This window comes from Psychromonas sp. KJ10-2 (assembly GCF_047323255.1).
Taxonomy (GTDB): domain Bacteria; phylum Pseudomonadota; class Gammaproteobacteria; order Enterobacterales; family Psychromonadaceae; genus Psychromonas.
Map to the genome: position 1 here is coordinate 1118980 of NZ_CP178827.1, position 16762 is coordinate 1135741.

Below are 16762 nucleotides of genomic sequence, written 5' to 3' on the forward strand. Positions count from 1 at the left end.
CATTTATGAAACAAAAGATTTTTCTTTCGTCAGTGTATTTGCGATCGTGATTGCAGTTTGGTATCTCGCAGCCTTACTGATGAATGGTAATCAACTGATTAATAACCTAGAGCGCAAAAATCAATCCTGGACCTATCAGCAAATTATTGCAGGTGCTTACGACGTAAAGCGCCCAATGTTGCCTGCACCTCATCAAGTGGGACAAGAGTTGATCAAGTCGATTATTGATCGCCCAGTAACCTCTAAACGTTCTTTAATCTACCATGCACAAATTACCCTAAACTCTACCTTGTTAGGTTTTGTATTTGGCTCTTTGTTAGGTATTTTAATTGCCGTGGGCATAGTACATAACAAAACCTTAGAGTCGAGCTTAATGCCCTGGGTGATTGCCTCACAAACAATTCCTATCTTAGCTATTGCCCCCATGATAGTGGTGGTATTAGGCGCAATTAACATTACTGGTGTGATCCCTAAAGCGATTATCTCTATGTATTTATCCTTCTTTCCGGTCACCATTGCCATGGTAAAAGGCTTGCGTTCATCGGATAAATTACATGAAGAGTTAATGCACACCTACAGTGCTACCGCTAAGGATATCTTCTGGAAGTTACGTTGGTATTCAGCACAGCCTTACCTGTTTGCAAGTTTAAAAGTGGCAATTGCCGCTGCATTAGTCGGTGCGATTGTCGCTGAATTACCTACTGGTGCACAGGGTGGATTGGGTGCTCGTTTACTGAGTGGCTCCTATTATGGTCAAACCGAACAAATCTGGTCAGCACTGATCGTTGCCGCAACGTTGGGATCTATTTTAGTGTGGTTAGTAGGGATTGCAGAAAGAGTGCTGTTGCGCCGCCGAGGAGAACTTGATCATGCCTAAAGCATTAAAAAATTGTATCTATATCGCTTTAATTGTACTGCAATTAGGGTTAGTGGTGTTTAGTGAAACGGGTTTCTATCATGCCTTCTCACCTTCTGTTTTATTATTAATCGCAGCGGCCTACAGTATGGCCAAATTATTAGGACAGTTAACTAACCTAGAAACTAAACACAAATACATTAAACCAATCATTCCAACTTTATTCGCTTTTATGCTGATATTAACCTGGGAAAGCATTGTTCAAGGTTATGCTATTTCGCCTATTTTAATGCCTGCACCCAGCAACATATTCCATGCGTTGATCAGTAATATTCCGATGCTCTGGGCTGACTTTAAACAAACCTACTTAAAAGCGGTATTAGCGGGATATATCATAGGGTGTTTATCGGGCTTTCTAGTGGCGCAATGGGCAGTCAGAAATAAAGTACTGCAGGATGCACTGATGCCATTGGGCAACTTTATGTCTGCGATTCCGATTGTGGGTATCGCACCAATCATGGTGATGTGGTTTGGTTTTGACTGGCAGTCTAAAGCCGCAGTGATTGTGATAATGACCTTTTTCCCGATGTTCATTAATACCCTGACGGGTTTGCAATCCACCGATGCACTACATAAAGATTTGATGCACACCTATGCCGCTAAAAAATCACAAATATTCTTTAAGAACCAATTACCTCATGCCCTTCCGTTTATCTTTAATGCATTGAAATTAAACTCTGCATTAGCCTTAATCGGCGCGATCGTTGCTGAATTCTTTGGCACACCTATCGTTGGCATGGGATTTCGAATTTCGACCGAGGTAGGTCGAATGAATATGGACTTGGTATGGGCCACTATTGTGGTGGCCGCTATAGCGGGTTCATTAAGTTATGGGGCACTTGCTTTATTAGAGAAGTCCTTATTGTTTTGGCACCCCTCGTACCGAGAAGGTAAAAACAGTTAATGCAATCTAATTAATTCAATAACAGTAGGACATTGAATTCAATTAGTTTTACGTCACTTTACAATAGAAAAGGGAATAAACTATGAAAAGAACGCTAATCACACTCGCAACGGGCGCCGCTTTATTTGCATCAAGCTTTAGCGCTAGTGCAGCAGATAAACTGACACTGCAATTAAAATGGGTAACACAAGCTCAATTTGCAGGCTATTACGCCGCTTTAGAGAATGGTTACTATAAAGACGAAGGCATTGACCTTTCTATTAAACCCGGTGGCCCTGATATTGCACCTGCTCAAGTATTAGCAGGCGGTGGTGCAGACGTTATTGTGGATTGGTTACCTTCCGCATTAGCAACACGTGAAAAAGGCTTACCTATGGTCAATATCTCTCAGGTTTACAGTAAATCTGGGATGATGCTGACCTGTTTAAAGTCCAGTGGTATCAAAACATCGGCTGACTTTAAAGGGAAAACCCTTGGCGTCTGGTTCTTTGGTAATGAGTACCCATTCCTTAGCTGGATGTCACAGCTAGGTTACCCAACCACAGGCGGTGACGAGGGTGTAACTGTCTTAAAACAAGGCTTTAATGTTGACCCAATCTTCCAAGGACAAGCAGATTGTGTCTCGACCATGACCTACAATGAATACGGTCAAATCATGGATGGCGGTTTAACACCTGAAGAGTTAGTACTATTTAAGTATGAAGATGAAGGTGTGGCGACTTTAGAAGATGGTTTATACGTACTTGAAGAAGACTTAAAAGACGACAAGAAAGTAGAAACCTACGCTAAATTCTTAAAAGCATCATTAAAAGGTTGGAAATGGGCAGCAGACAACCCTGAAGAAGCCGCTATGATCGTCCTAGAGTATGATGACACAGGTGCGCAAACTGAAGCTCATCAAATCCGTATGATGACGGAAGTCGCTAAGTTATTAGGCTCAGGCGATGATATGGGTTATTTAGACCCTGCAGCATTTGATCGCACTGTGGATATTTTATTAAGCAGTGACTCAGCACCTGTTATCACTAAAAAACCAGTGGGTGCCTACTCGCACATTGTTTATGACAAATACAAAGAACTTTAACTAATTAGCTAAGCTTAAACAAAAACACCGAATGGCAACATTCGGTGTTTTTTATTCTGTGCACAATGTTCACTTTAACCTGTCACTTTATTCAAAAACAGGACGAAAGAAACTGCGCTCATAGCTGATAATACATTGTGTTTCTTCAGCATATCTAAAGGCTTCAATACACTCTGCATCAAACATCGAATCAATACGATACTGTTCATAACTGGCTAAACTATCAAAAGAAAACAAAGCGAGCGCTTTATTATTTGCCCCCTCTGAAGGTAAAAAGTATCCATGATGTTGCCCACCAAATTTATTGACTAAAGGTATCCAGAGCTTTGCATAACGTTCAAACTCTTTAAGTTTGTAGGGGTCGATAACGTAATTCAAATAGCAAGTGACCAAAATGGTTTCTCCTAATAAATTGATGGTTGATTAATATTGCGCTGATTAATCATTCTAAAAGTTAAATTGATACGTGGAGTACTGATTTTTTTAGTGGGTGGTAAACAATGTAACCAGTGGCTTTGTGTTTCGCCTCGCATCACTAATAAACTACCATGTTGTAATAAAACCGAAAGGGTTTGTTGATTATGTCTATGTTTAAATGAGAATTTTCGCTCCGCACCTAGACTAACGGAAGCTATTGCACCATTTTTAATCAAATCTTTTTCGGCATCACTGTGCCAGGTCATACCCTCTTCTCCACTGTGGTATAAATTTAATAAACAGGCATTAAATTGATAACCAGTCTGTTGCTCAACCAACTGCTTTAATTCTAATAACTCAGGTGTCCAAGGTAAGGCGACTTTTGTGGTGTTCGAGTAGGTGTAATGGAAAGGCTGATCACCATACCAAGCAACTTTTCGAGATGTAATAATATACTGCCCTTGAATATTAGCTTGATCATGCTTCCACTGGATTTGGGTTAACAGCTTGTCAAAAATCATCTGCTTGTTGATAAGACAACATCATCCCGTAATACTCAACAATACCATCGTAATCGATAATACTAATGGGTGCAGGTGCTAACTCAGAAAACAAGTCCATATTGTACATTTAGGCGCCTTTTTAAAGGGCAAGATTTGCTTGCCATTAGAAATTTCACTTCTAAATTAGCAATTAATGTTAAGGCCTGCAAATATTGACAGTAAAACTTAGATCTCTATTTAAGCTAAGGTTTTCTCACTGTTATATAACTCTTTAAAAAGTGAGCGCATCCAAATACACATAGGGTCATCGTGAAAACGCTTATGCCAATATAAATACACACAACCAAAACCAATTTGTAATTCATCGGGTACATCACGGGTTATTAAACGAGCATCTTGGCAAGCAGTTTCGGCAAAAGGCGTCGGTAAATAAAAGATAATATCCGTTTCTGCTGCAATGCTCGGAACTGAACTAAAATTACTTAATAAGACAGGCACTGAAAGTGGGTTTTTATTACAAGTTAACCCTAGCTCTTGAAATTTATGGTCAAAGGGCAATTTCTTCTCACCTTGCAAAGAGATTTGTCCAAAGTCGCAGCTTGCTAATTTTTCCGCAGTTAACGGCTGATCCGCCAATGGGTGTTGCTTATTCATCAATAGTTTAAATGTTCTATTGGCGACCTTCATACGATAGATATTTTGCTCTGACGTTGGCGGCTCATGTGCAGACAAAGCAAAATGTACATCCCCTGCTATCAAGGCTTCAAAGTGACGTTTAGGCGTAGAGTCTAAGCTAACCACCATGTTTGGTGCTAACTTTCTCACTTTAGCTATTACCTTAGGCATAAAACAATTGAATTGAGGCTGCAGACCATAAAAACGCACTTCACTGCTCATTGTGGCTAGGTCAAATGATTGCTTGTGCGCTAACTTTTCTAAGCTTGCAATCACCGTCATAATATCCGGTTTAATGCTCTCAGCCTTGGAAGTTAATTCATACCCGTACTGTTTACGTACTAACAATTCATCATCAAAGAACACACGCATTTTTTGCAATGATCGACTCACCGATGACTGGCTCATATTAAGGGCGAGTGCGGTGTTAGAAACATGTTTTTCTTCTAATAAATGCTTTAAAACATATAACAGATTCAAATCAATTTGAGCGAGGTTCATTATCTTCCTTTACATTAATCTTATTGATTACCACTATCATATCAATTTGCGGCAGATAATGACTAATCAATTAATGTAGAAAGACCAAGAAAAGTGCAGAAACCATTAATGTGAAGATTTATTACGCAACAAGGCGAGAAAAGGGACCGTAAGTCAATCAGTGACATCACATTCAGCTAGTTTATTAAACTCAATGTGATGTACTGGCATCAATATAAAAGTGGTTATTTAACAGCTAATTTATTCGCCGTCCAAACGTACAATAACTCTAGCGCAATGGTTGCGGCCGCTAAGGCAGTAATATCGCTTTGGTCATAAGCAGGAGAAACCTCCACTACATCCATTCCTACTAGATTAATACCTTGTAGAGCACGAATGATCTTTAATGCTTTATCTGAGCTAATCCCACCACAAACAGGTGTGCCTGTTCCTGGCGCAAAAGCGGGGTCTAAACAATCAATATCAAAGGTCAAGTAGACGGGTTTATTGCCTACTGTTGCTTTAATTTGTGCCACGATGTCATCCACACTTCGATCATTGGCTTCCATCGCATTAATCACATTAAAACCATGACCTTGCTGTTTATATTCAGTACGGATACCAATTTGTACTGATGATGCAGGATCAATCAACCCCTCATTGGGTGCATGAAAAAACATAGTGCCATGATCGTAACAGCTACCATTATTGTAAGTATCAGTATGTGCATCAAAATGGATAAGGGCCATCTCACCATGATGCTTTGCATAAGCACGTAATAAAGGCAGTGTCACAAAATGATCGCCACCTAAACTTAACAGCATTTTGCCACTATTAAGAATCTGACCGGCCGCCGCTTCAAGGCGTTGTGTCATATCCTGTGCATCGCCACAATCAAACACTAAATCACCCGCATCTACCACCTTGGTATGGTCGAATAACTTAAACTCCCATGGAAATTTCTTACTCTCCCATGATAAGTTGACTGATGCGCGTCGCATCGCATCTGGTCCCATACGGGCACCGGATCGCCCTGAAGTCGCCATATCAAATGGCACACCTAAGACCACTACATCAGCTTCTGTTGGCAATGGGTTTTTCACTAATGGACGACGCATAAACGTCATCGCATTAGAATATAAAGAGAAATCCTCTTTAGTAAACAGATCATCAAATGTAGGCTTAGGTACATTGTGTAATGAAGCTGACATCTAAAAACCCTCTAAGTAAGTGTAACCCGCTAGACCTTGCTCTAGCTCATCTAAAATACTTTGCTGCTCTTCAAGTGATACACGAGAAGACGCTAAAGCACGGTAGTTATCACGAATCGCTTCAACATCGATATGCACATATTTCATTACATCTTCAACGGTGTCACCTTCGTTAACGGATTCAATATCTAATCCACCTTGTTGATCAACATTCACTACCACACTGTGCGTGTCACCAAATAGATTATGCATATCACCTAAAATCTCTTGGTACGCACCGACTAAGAAAAACCCCATTAAATAAGGCTTATCCGCAGACCATGCTGGCACCGGTAAGGTTGTCTCAATGCCTTGACCATCAACGTATTGGTCAATCACACCATCAGAGTCACAGGTAATATCTAATAATACAGCACGGCGCTCACCTGCATTTTGCAAGTTAGACAGTGGTAAAATTGGGAATACTTGATCAATTCCCCATGCATCTGGCACCGATTGAAATAGCGAAAAGTTAACAAAAAACTTATCTGCTAAACGCTCATTTAGATCGTCTAAAATTGGACGATGAAAACGGTTTTTAGTACTCATTTGCGAGCTTAATTCATGGTAAATGCGTAATGCAACTTGTTCACCCCAAGCACGTTGTTGCAGGTTAATCACACCCGTTGCAAATTGATTATGTACTTCTACAATGTCACTTTGTGTATCATTGTAGATTTCAATCAATGCGCGATCATCACTGCCACCAGATAATAAACTCCAGTTGTTCCACATGTTTTGTAACAACAATGACGCTTGCTCAACAGGTGCTTCAATCACCTCTGGTTTATAGGTTTCCGCACCAATAACATTAGTAATTAACACCGCGTGATGTGCTGTTAATGAACGACCAGACTCAGAAATAATCATCGGCTTTGGTTGCTCATAAAGGCTACATACATCGCTAATGGTGATCACGATATTACGTGCGTATTCCGCTAAACTATAGTTCATCGAGTTATGTGATTGACTACGTGTTCCGTCGTAATCTACCGCCAAACCACCACCTACGTCTAAATAATCTAATGGCACGCCCATCGCACGTAATTCACAGTAAAAACGCGCGGCTTCACTGACGCCATTACGCACATCACGGATATTCGCCATTTGCGAACCTAGGTGAAAATGCACTAACTGTAATGTATCTAACTGGTTTTCCGCTTTTAAGCGCTCAACCACGGTTAATACTTGTGAAGCAGCTAAACCAAACTTAGACTTTTCACCACCACTTGATTGCCATTTACCAGCACCCTGTGACGCTAAACGAATACGTAATCCCATGCGAGGTTTAACACCTAATGCTCGCGCTTCTTCTAACACTAAGTCTAGCTCTGATAATTTCTCTAAAACAATCAGCACTTTATGACCTAGTTTCTCGCCAATTAACGCTAAGCGAATATATTCTCTGTCTTTGTAACCATTACACACAATCACTGAACTCCCTTGATGTGCTAAAGCTAATACCGCCAGTAATTCAGGCTTACTGCCTGCTTCTAAGCCTAATTGTTTGTGCTCTAATTGTGCTTGGCTTGCTAGAATTTCATCAACCACTTCTTTTTGTTGATTTACCTTAATTGGGTAAACCAGTAAATAACGATTGTCGTATTCAATTTCTTTGATCGCTTGATTAAAAGCATCACAAATATTATGCACACGTTGGTGCAAGATTTGTGGGAAACGCACTAATGCAGGCATGCTTAAATTACGCGCTTCTAATTGCGCAGCAATGTCACTTAATGCGACTTGGTGATCACTATCACTACGAGGTGACACATACACTTCACCTTGATCGTTAATACCGTAAAAACCTTGGCTCCAGTAGCGTACATTGTATTCAGCTCTGATGCGTTCCATATCAATTGAATGTTGCAAATTCGTATCTCACAAATAAGGTAGAAAGAATGATGACTCAGAAAATTGAAGTCAGCGTTTTATTGGCGCGGATTATTGGTGAAGAATGCAAGAACGTCTAACTAATAATTTTGCACTTATTAATCGAAAAAATTGTTCAATAAGTTAACTCTATGCATTTTTATTGATTACTAATAACCAAATAATTTTACTCTAAGCAGATTGCAATAGGTTAAGCACTCAAACGCTCAGTGCTATCAACGTTTGAGTGAATACAGGTAGATTAATAGGGAAAAGTGGTCAAAGCGGTAAAGAAAACGGTTAATATTATTTAATTTTTGTCACTAAAATTTGCTCGACACGCACGCCTTCGAGATCGAGCACCTCAAATTTATACCCTTGGTGAATAAAATGATCGGTCCGCTTGGGTAAACGTTTTAAAATATAAATCATAAACCCAGCAATGGTTTCGTATTGAGTACGATCAGGGAAATCCTCAATCGACAAACAACGCATCACATCATTAATCGGGGTTAAGCCTTCAATTAACCACGAAGATTCATCACGTTGCACAATTTGCTCTTCATCTTGATGGGTAATTAATTCACCCATAAAGCTACTGAGTAAATCTTTTACTGTGACAATGCCAACAACAGTGGCGTATTCATTCACAATGATAGCAAAGGGTTGTGTGGCGACTTTAAAGGCATTCAATGCTTCAGAGAGCGTCAGTGTTTCTGGTAAATAGAATAGATCTTTATCGACCTGTGTTCGGTGAATTTCTGCTAACTCCCCTTTTAGCACCAAACGTAAAATCTCCTTCGATTCGATACTGCCTTCAATATTATCTAAACCACCATTGCACACTAAAAAGTCATTGTGTGGTTGTTCAATAATTTTCTGACTAATCTCTTCGCTGCTATCGTCTAAATCAAAATAGATGATCTGATCACGCGGTGTCATCACACTACCGATGGTGCGCACATCGAGGTCAAATACATTACCAATTAACTGATACTCTTGTTTTTGCAAGCTACCATCTTCAGCGCCCGCATCCATCATCGCAATAATATCTTCAGTGGTGACTAACTCAGTTCGTTCGGTTGGGATATGAAACAAACGTAACATCATATTGGTTAACCCATTAAATAAAAAAACCGCAGGCATTAATACAAAAGTGATGCCACGCATCAAAGAGACAATACGAATAGCCACTGATTCAGGCATAATAATCGCTAAACGTTTTGGTAGCAGGTCAGCAAACAGAATAAACAAAGACGTTAAACAGATAAAAGAGAGGATAAAGCTAACCTGATTGAGCAACGCGCCTTGGTAAAACAAACTAATCACCTGTTTAATGTAAGGTGTTAAAGCTTGCTCACCAATAATCCCACCTAAAATTGAAATGCCGTTTAACGCTATCTGCATCATGGCAAAAAATTGCCTGATTTGCTGTTGCAACTCCAACACTTCCAAAGCTTTAGCACTCCCCTCATCAGCCATGACACGCAACTTTATCTTACGTGCTGCCGCAATCGATATTTCAGACATAGCAAACACAGCGCCAGCTAATATTAGTAAAACAATGCTTAATACATCGCTCAATTTTTATATCCTTTTATAGCAACAAATCATCGAAAATAATTGTTACTGCCTAACAGACTAACCCATTTAGCTGTAAAATTTGGCGCATTATAGTGTGAGTTTAGCGTTCGACAACGCTTATTTTATGAAAAATGCGTGTTTATTTATCAACCATATTTAAGAAGCTGAATTTATTACTTAAATTCAGCAAGAGTAAGTTAATAGAAAGGAGGATTAATGAGTTGATAAAGCAGTCACTAACAAGAAAATCATATCATGCTAGCTACCCTTAAAAATGCCTCAAAAATATCAAGCGTTGATATAACCAATTAACAAAGATAAAAAAGCCCCCACATGCACAATCATAATGGCCCTATCTTTCCACATCACCCCCACCATAAACCACAACACTATGCCCACTAAAAAAGCATAAATATTCCATGGCATAAAATTCAAGCCAGTAAAACCATAACCAATAAGTTGAATAACCGTTGCCACCCATTTAACAATATCGACTCTTTGCATTTTTTACCTCTAATTATCTGATAGGCCATAAATGCCTAATGAAAAACCTATTTAATAGAGTGAAATATGCGTGACTACAGCTCTCTTGACTAATCATCTTTGAACGCGCTAGAGTGTAGAAAATCTACTGGCTAATAAATAAAGGAAATAGTCTGGCTAAGCCTAATTTAAATGCATTAAAAATGTTTGATGCGGCGGCACGCCATCAAAACTTTCGACTCGCCGCGTTAGAGTTAAACCTGACACAGGGAGCGGTGGCACAACAAGTCCGAAAATTAGAAGCTGACTTAGGCGTGCAGCTATTTCAACGCCAAGCGCGAGGCCTTAAACTAACCGACCATGGCAATACTTATCACTTAGCTATTCATCGAGCCTTAAATATCATTGATCAAGCAACACAACTTATTCAACCAGAAGAAACAACTATTACCATCAGTATTACCCCTCTTTTGCTTCGAAATGGCTAGTACCTAGGTTATCTAACTTCTTGCAGCAATACCCTAATATTAATGTACAAACCATAGCCACTGAAAAGTTAACCAACTTTCAATCGGATAATGTCGACTTGGCCATTCGACAAGGGCGCCTAAAGGCAGTAAAAGGTCTACATACACAGGCCTTATCACCACTTAATCTACGAGCAGTGTGTAGCCCGCACTTTGCCAAAGATTTGCAAGCGATTAACAGATTAGAAGATTGTCTCAGTTACCCTTTAATTCAAGACAGTCATAAATTATGGGATGCATTTTTATCAGAAAATGAATTAACAACACAAAGCAGAATAGCGCAATTCAACCAAACCACCTTAGCTATAGATGCCGCAGCAAATGGTCAAGGTATTGCCCTGGCCCCGCAGATTTTGTTAAATAATGAATTAGCCCAAGGCCGTTTGATTGAGTTATGCCCTGATACCCGCGACAATCAAGGTGGCTATTATTTAGTCTATCCCGACCATCATAAAAACAGCCCAAACCGCGATGCGTTAATTAACTGGATCTTCTCAGAGTTCCAAATAAATGAATCATCGCGATTACTTGAATGACCTGATCGGGCTATCTAGTCGATTAGTCTGCTACTGACTCTTTGCATCTCCCACACCTTGATCAATAAGCAAAATCAAACAGTAGTGCATTATTAACGGCAATTAGTTTATTATGTGCGTTGATTTTTAAACTTGATAAGAAAAACAAGACCGTTAAAAATCTAGGTGAGTCGCATCAAGCGATAACTAAAGTGAACTTAGGTAAATAGACTGTGCTGATAACATCGATTATGACAATAAGAGAGCCCCTATTAGACACTACATTTAATCAAAGGAAGGAAAATAGCTTGTGATACCGATGACCTTAAAAAATAAATAAGTATCAGTATTTTATTTATGTCATTAGTGTCAAAACAGACTCATTATTTTTTAATAACAATAATAAAAAATGATAATTTTAAAGGCAGTTTGTGCTGGTTAGTTAATGGTAATTCTGTGCTTTTCAACCAATAAAACCTTTAAAAATTATCAGTCCTAAATTTTAAAAGGAAAAATAATGAAGTTTGCAAAAATTATAATGTTAAATTTTGCTTTATTAACATTATCTGGATGTGTGGGTGGATTAACTGAAAGACAGGAAAGAGAGTATGCCGCGTTTGAAAATGATGGCGTATTAGTAGAAGAGAAAACACCTACTTTGGGTGCAGTACTAGGTATATTACCTGGTGCCAGGTCTTTTTATACTGGCAACCCAGGACGTGGTATTACGAATCTACTTTTATGGCCCTTTTCTATATTATGGGAGCCAGTAAATGGTTGGAATGGCGCCAGAAAAATTAACTATGATATGACAGCCTACCGCCTTAAAAAACAACATGAGGAAGAGCTATTAATATTAGAGTTTCAATACAAAAATGGTGAAATGGATAACAATGAGTACTTCTTTAAACTACAAAGATTAACTCAAAAATATCAGTATCAATATTAATAAGGCCAATTAAGCCTGATCCTGTGAACAATAAAAACAGAGTTTGTATAAGAAAAACACAAACTCTGCCTATTTTTCTGTTTAATGCGTATAAACAAACCCACCGTATAGATATTTAGTTGCCTCAGCGCCTAACACCATTACTTTATCGCCACTGTTTAACTTACCTGAATTTACTAATCGCGCTAAGCTCACCCATATCGCAGCCGATCCTAAATTGCCTAAGTCTTTAGCATCATTAATCACTTTATGTGGAGCTATGTTCAACTTTTTGGCGATCATAGTATCGATATAACCATTGGCTTGATGCGGCAAAATATAATTAAAATCATCCAATTGATATCCTCGAGAAAGCACTGCTTGCAACCCCAATTCAAAAAGTGACTCTCCATTATCTTTCACCGCTTGGCTATTATGATGAAAGCGAGCCATTTCACCTGTCCCGACTGTTTTTGAGCCGCCATCAAGATAAAAGCCAGGGGCTTTACCATGACCAATTTGCCCCATATAAATATCACTGAGGCGTTGTTCGGGCTTTGTCGCTTGCTGTACTATCGCCGCAGCGCAACCATCCCCCATTTGCATATAATTAACCATTTGAGAGGTACTAATAAAAGCGTTGTTAATATCAAAATAAACCGAGCCTGTTTCACAACCAACAATAGCTAACGGCCTTGGATCACTTATACTAAAGGCACTGGCTATTTGTAACGCATTAGCGAAGCCTGTACAGGCTTGTCTTAACTCCAAATAAGGTGATTGTAGCCCTAATTTATCAGCAATCCAGGATGCGTTGGGGGGCACTTGAGTATGTGGCGTACAGGTATGACTTAATAAATACCCTAAGTCATTCGCCGTTAAGCCTGCCGCAGTTAATGCCGCTGTTAATGCTTGATGGCTCATATCGATACTGGTAGGAGAACAAGCACTTAATGGTTTTGCCAAATTTCTTACTAAATAACGCCCTTCAATACCTAACCGTTTGGCTATTATTTTTGCTTTTCGTTGCGCGGTTTTTCCACATAACCTATTCAATGCAGAAAACAAAGTTTGGTTTGTAACCTGTTGTGGAGGTAAAAATGCATTAATCGCTAATAAGTTCAGTTCGTTAGGTGCAAAAGTTACTGCCATTTCGACTCCAAAACATCGAATACCCGCTCTAGATCTACGCCTAATGCGGTAAAGTGCTGAGTTTGTGTTATTAATAATTGATGTAATAGACCACTGATAATTTGTTGTTCATGTTTAAACATTGCCGAAGTGGCCCCGAGAGCTTGAGCATGACGTTTTGCTATATAAACATGTTTAGCTTCATCTTTTTTAATCAAGCCACAGAGCACTGCAAAAGGGTGAGACTCACCTAATAAGCAATGTGCTAACGCATGCATAATTTGTGTCACACAAGCATCTAAAGTGGCGATTTTAATAAAGTGCTGACAACGACTTTCACCACGACCTAATTTGGCATAGAACAACCTCGCCTGCCCTTGAATCTTATTCTGCTGTGCCACTACAGGTAGATGTTGCAGCACCCATTGTAAAGCTTGATCGTGCCTCGCTTCATCTTGTTCGACACTTATTAAACTCTTGATCATCTTGTCATTTTCAGGACTATCTTGAACAAATAAACGGGTGATCTCTTGATTAAATACTAATTGAGCCGACTGCTCACCGCACAAAAGCAAAGGGATCAGATGAGCTAATGCATATTGATCTTCACTCTGCCAACCTGCGGGATGATTGTCGGGATGGTAAGTCCAATTTCTGATACGTTGCCCATTGGCGTTATGTCGACCATCGACTAAAGCATAAGATGATTTAGGTAAGGAAAAACAGCGAGTGAGGTTAGCAGACATAGTCTTCACCATACCAGTGACAGTGGTCACTGCTCGCGGATTTTGTAATATATCTATTATCTAACACAGTAAAGCACGAGCTACTGTTGTCGGGGAGATGAGTGTTCAAGGTCATCAATTTACTTCCTCATTAGCAGTTATTACTAATGAGAGACCTTGTTCAACAAATTTTTAATTCAATTATTGATGATAATGGCAAAATATAATAAATGACTTATATTTTGCTGACCTATATTTTCTAATCAATAAGCCAGTACAACCAGGAGTATCAAGAGGTTTACCAAGGCATAATAAGCGCACTAAAAATGCAATAAAATCAAGCTAAGCTGTTTAATGGCTATTTTCGCCTAGTATTAAAAAATAAAAATTCAACACGCACTTTTAACATCTATTATTCATTAATTTTTGAAGCATCCTGCCTATTTATTGCCCCCAAAAAATAAAAAAACACAAAATCAATGACATATAAAAATTTACATAATTTACATTTATTTTGCGCATAATCAATATCGTTTAAATGCATATGAGAATGATTGCCTTTAATATCAATATAAAGTCTAATCCACCTCGAAAATTTCTAATGATAATAACTATCAATAGCAACAAACTTTTTATATATACCGTCTCTATTAACAGCACTCTAGCTCTGTATTAGTTATTTACATGATAAATAATATTTAAATAGGTTCAGTATTATTTCAGGATGAGATAAACAATGCATAATTCATTACCATTCAAACGCCTACCTATAACCATTATGATTAGCTCAGTACTCTCTGCTTCTGCATTTGCAGCAGACGCAGAAACACCAGCAGCAACAACTTATGATGCAGTTGAGGTTTGGGGCACCCAAATCAACAACGAAACCTCTTTATTAACGCAAGATATTGAGTCAAAGCAAGCAGATCATATAAGTGGTTTGTTACGTGACCAAGCTGGTGTTGACGTAGGTGGTTCACACTCACTAAACCAATCAATTAACATTCGTGGTGTGACTGAGACTGACTTAAATATCACTATTGATGGCGCAGACCAAAGTAATAACGTATTCCACCACGTGGGTAACTTACTGATCAACCCTGATATTCTTCAATCAGTTGATCTACAAGTAGGTACGAACTCAATCATCAATGGTGGTTTAAGTGGAGGTGTTGCATTTGAAACTAAAGATGCTGACGATCTATTAAGAGACGGCGAAACCGTAGGGGCACGTGTTTACGGTGGTTATGCAGATAACGATTATTACTCATACTCAGGGACTGTTTACTCACGTATCAATGAGCATGTTGATTTCCTTGCATACTATAATGCGATTGAGCGTAATAACTCAGAAGATGGTGATGGTAATGTAAAACTAGGTCAAGAAGGTACGATGCAAAACATCTTACTAAAAGCGGGCTTTAACTTCACTGATACACATCGTTTAGAGCTAAGCTATGACTACTACGATGACTCTGGTGATTACACCTTAAGAAGTAACTTAGGTGCTGATTACGATCCAACTGGTGTAATTTACGATATCGCTTATACACGTGAAACATTTACTTTAAACCATGAAATTGAGCTAAGCAATACACAAGTAAACTCAACATTATACAGCAATACAATGACCTATAACCCTGATTACGGTGAAGGTAGCACAAATCAAGAAGGTATCACCCATAATATTGGTTTTAAAGTATTAGCTGAAACAGATGTTGCAGCGAATAGTGCACCTTATACATTACGTTACGGTATCGAAGGTCAAAAACAAAATGCAGAAAGAACCACTGATGGTGTGCGTGCTGGTAACAAAGAATATGTAGATAGTGTTGCTGTATACATTGAAAATGAAATTGCATTAACCGATAAACTATTGGTAACGCCAGGTGTTCGTTACGATGTCTATACAATGGATGCAAACTCATCAGACGATACATTCAAAGAAGTAAGCTTTGCATTAGCTGCCGAATACATGATTAATGACGAGTGGACAACACGTGCCAGTGCAACTGAATTGTTCCAAGGTCCTGTATTACCAGGTTCATTCTTATCTACAGTACATGATGACAACCCTGACCTAAAAGCTGAAACAGGTATTAACTACGAAGTTGGTTTATCTTACGAAACAATAGACTTTGTGGGTATGGATGAGTTTGGTTTCTCTGTGACTTTATTTGAAACACAAATCGATGATTACATTGATAACTCTATCACGGGTAAAGTGGGTATCGAGAACTTAGGTGATGTGCAAATTAGAGGTGTTGAATCAAGCGTTAACCTACGTAAAGGTCTATTCACTAGCCGTTTAACTTACGCACATTCTGATTCTGAATACACAGATGTCAATGAGAGTGCTAATGCTAGTTACGTTAAAACTGTAGGGCAAGCATTAGATAACGAAGTAGGCGATAGCTTCTCACTTAACCTTGGTTACACATTCCCAAGTATTAACGTGAATGTTAGCTGGACAAGCATGGTGACATTAGACTTACATAAAGATGTATCAGAAGATACTTCAAAAGCAGGCTACGACGTGCATGACTTTTCTGTGCAATGGCGCCTAGCACAAGTTAGAGACTTAACGTTAACAGCGGGTATTGATAATATCTTTAATGAGCAATATGCATCTCATGCCTCTCACTACTCAAGCTTAGATTCGGATAGCAACACAACCGATTACGAAGATGGCCGTAAAATCAAGGTGTCTGCTTCTTACCAATTTTAATTAGCTAACAAACCTTAATAAAAGGCCCCGTCATAGCAAT

General features: G+C 38.9%; 16 protein-coding genes. 7 read left to right on the forward strand and 9 right to left on the reverse strand.

Annotation, left to right across the window (positions count from 1 at the left end):
- Window positions 1–79 precede the first annotated feature (79 nt).
- The 3 genes from ACLKL2_RS05425 (at window position 80) to ACLKL2_RS05435 (ending at window position 2904) form a co-directional block, all read left to right on the forward strand.
- Window positions 80–877, forward strand: coding sequence for an ABC transporter permease (locus ACLKL2_RS05425; protein WP_413693653.1), 798 nt, complete (start codon window positions 80–82; stop codon window positions 875–877).
- Window positions 870–1820, forward strand: coding sequence for an ABC transporter permease (locus tag ACLKL2_RS05430; protein WP_413693654.1), 951 nt, complete (start codon window positions 870–872; stop codon window positions 1818–1820). The genes ACLKL2_RS05425 and ACLKL2_RS05430 overlap by 8 nt, the downstream gene beginning before the upstream one ends.
- A gap of 82 nt (window positions 1821–1902) precedes the next feature.
- On the forward strand, window positions 1903–2904 hold the full coding sequence (locus tag ACLKL2_RS05435; protein WP_113819063.1) for an ABC transporter substrate-binding protein: 1002 nt from the start codon (window positions 1903–1905) through the stop codon (window positions 2902–2904).
- An 87-nt stretch (window positions 2905–2991) separates the two neighbouring features.
- Here ACLKL2_RS05435 and ACLKL2_RS05440 read toward each other — a convergent pair whose 3' ends face one another.
- The 7 genes from ACLKL2_RS05440 to ACLKL2_RS05470 all read right to left on the reverse strand — a co-directional run bounded on the left by ACLKL2_RS05440 (window position 2992) and on the right by ACLKL2_RS05470 (window position 10189).
- Window positions 2992–3297: an NIPSNAP family protein gene (locus ACLKL2_RS05440; protein WP_113818594.1), complete on the reverse strand. Its 306-nt coding sequence runs from the start codon at window positions 3295–3297 to the stop codon at window positions 2992–2994.
- An 11-nt stretch (window positions 3298–3308) separates the two neighbouring features.
- On the reverse strand, window positions 3309–3842 hold the full coding sequence (locus tag ACLKL2_RS05445) for an alpha-ketoglutarate-dependent dioxygenase AlkB family protein (RefSeq protein ID WP_413693655.1): 534 nt from the start codon (window positions 3840–3842) through the stop codon (window positions 3309–3311).
- A 219-nt stretch (window positions 3843–4061) separates the two neighbouring features.
- A complete protein-coding gene (locus ACLKL2_RS05450) occupies window positions 4062–5000 on the reverse strand; it encodes a LysR family transcriptional regulator (protein ID WP_413693656.1) in 939 nt (312 codons plus the stop codon).
- A gap of 224 nt (window positions 5001–5224) precedes the next feature.
- Window positions 5225–6190 carry an agmatinase gene (speB, locus tag ACLKL2_RS05455; RefSeq protein ID WP_413693657.1) on the reverse strand — a complete coding sequence of 322 codons (966 nt, stop codon included), beginning with the start codon at window positions 6188–6190 and terminating at the stop codon, window positions 5225–5227.
- Window positions 6191–8101, reverse strand: coding sequence for a biosynthetic arginine decarboxylase (gene speA / locus ACLKL2_RS05460; RefSeq protein WP_413693658.1), 1911 nt, complete (start codon window positions 8099–8101; stop codon window positions 6191–6193).
- Window positions 8102–8407: 306 nt separating this feature from the next.
- Window positions 8408–9685: a hemolysin family protein gene (locus ACLKL2_RS05465; protein ID WP_413693659.1), complete on the reverse strand. Its 1278-nt coding sequence runs from the start codon at window positions 9683–9685 to the stop codon at window positions 8408–8410.
- Window positions 9686–9973: 288 nt separating this feature from the next.
- Entirely contained in the window at window positions 9974–10189 is a 216-nt protein-coding gene (locus ACLKL2_RS05470) for a DUF6552 family protein (protein WP_413693660.1), read from the reverse strand.
- A 152-nt stretch (window positions 10190–10341) separates the two neighbouring features.
- On the opposite strand from ACLKL2_RS05470, the gene ACLKL2_RS05475 reads away from it, so the two are divergent.
- From ACLKL2_RS05475 to ACLKL2_RS05485, 3 genes are all read left to right on the forward strand, one after another.
- On the forward strand, window positions 10342–10656 hold the full coding sequence (locus ACLKL2_RS05475) for a LysR family transcriptional regulator (RefSeq protein ID WP_413694259.1): 315 nt from the start codon (window positions 10342–10344) through the stop codon (window positions 10654–10656).
- Between the two features lie 20 nt (window positions 10657–10676).
- The gene (locus tag ACLKL2_RS05480; RefSeq protein ID WP_413693662.1) at window positions 10677–11231 is read left to right on the forward strand and encodes a LysR substrate-binding domain-containing protein; all 555 of its coding nucleotides are present in this window, start codon (window positions 10677–10679) and stop codon (window positions 11229–11231) included.
- Window positions 11232–11727: 496 nt separating this feature from the next.
- Window positions 11728–12159, forward strand: coding sequence for a hypothetical protein (locus tag ACLKL2_RS05485; RefSeq protein ID WP_413693663.1), 432 nt, complete (start codon window positions 11728–11730; stop codon window positions 12157–12159).
- 81 nt (window positions 12160–12240) lie between these two features.
- Here ACLKL2_RS05485 and ACLKL2_RS05490 read toward each other — a convergent pair whose 3' ends face one another.
- Window positions 12241–13290, reverse strand: a complete 1050-nt coding sequence (locus ACLKL2_RS05490; protein WP_413693664.1) for a 3-oxoacyl-ACP synthase III family protein — start codon at window positions 13288–13290, stop codon at window positions 12241–12243.
- Complete coding sequence (locus ACLKL2_RS05495; protein ID WP_413693665.1) at window positions 13281–14015, reverse strand: hypothetical protein; 735 nt, start codon at window positions 14013–14015, stop codon at window positions 13281–13283. The genes ACLKL2_RS05490 and ACLKL2_RS05495 overlap by 10 nt, the downstream gene beginning before the upstream one ends.
- Before the next feature lie 715 nt (window positions 14016–14730).
- Here ACLKL2_RS05495 and ACLKL2_RS05500 point away from each other — a divergent pair.
- Window positions 14731–16722, forward strand: coding sequence for a TonB-dependent receptor domain-containing protein (locus ACLKL2_RS05500; RefSeq protein WP_413693666.1), 1992 nt, complete (start codon window positions 14731–14733; stop codon window positions 16720–16722).
- Window positions 16723–16762 lie beyond the last annotated feature (40 nt).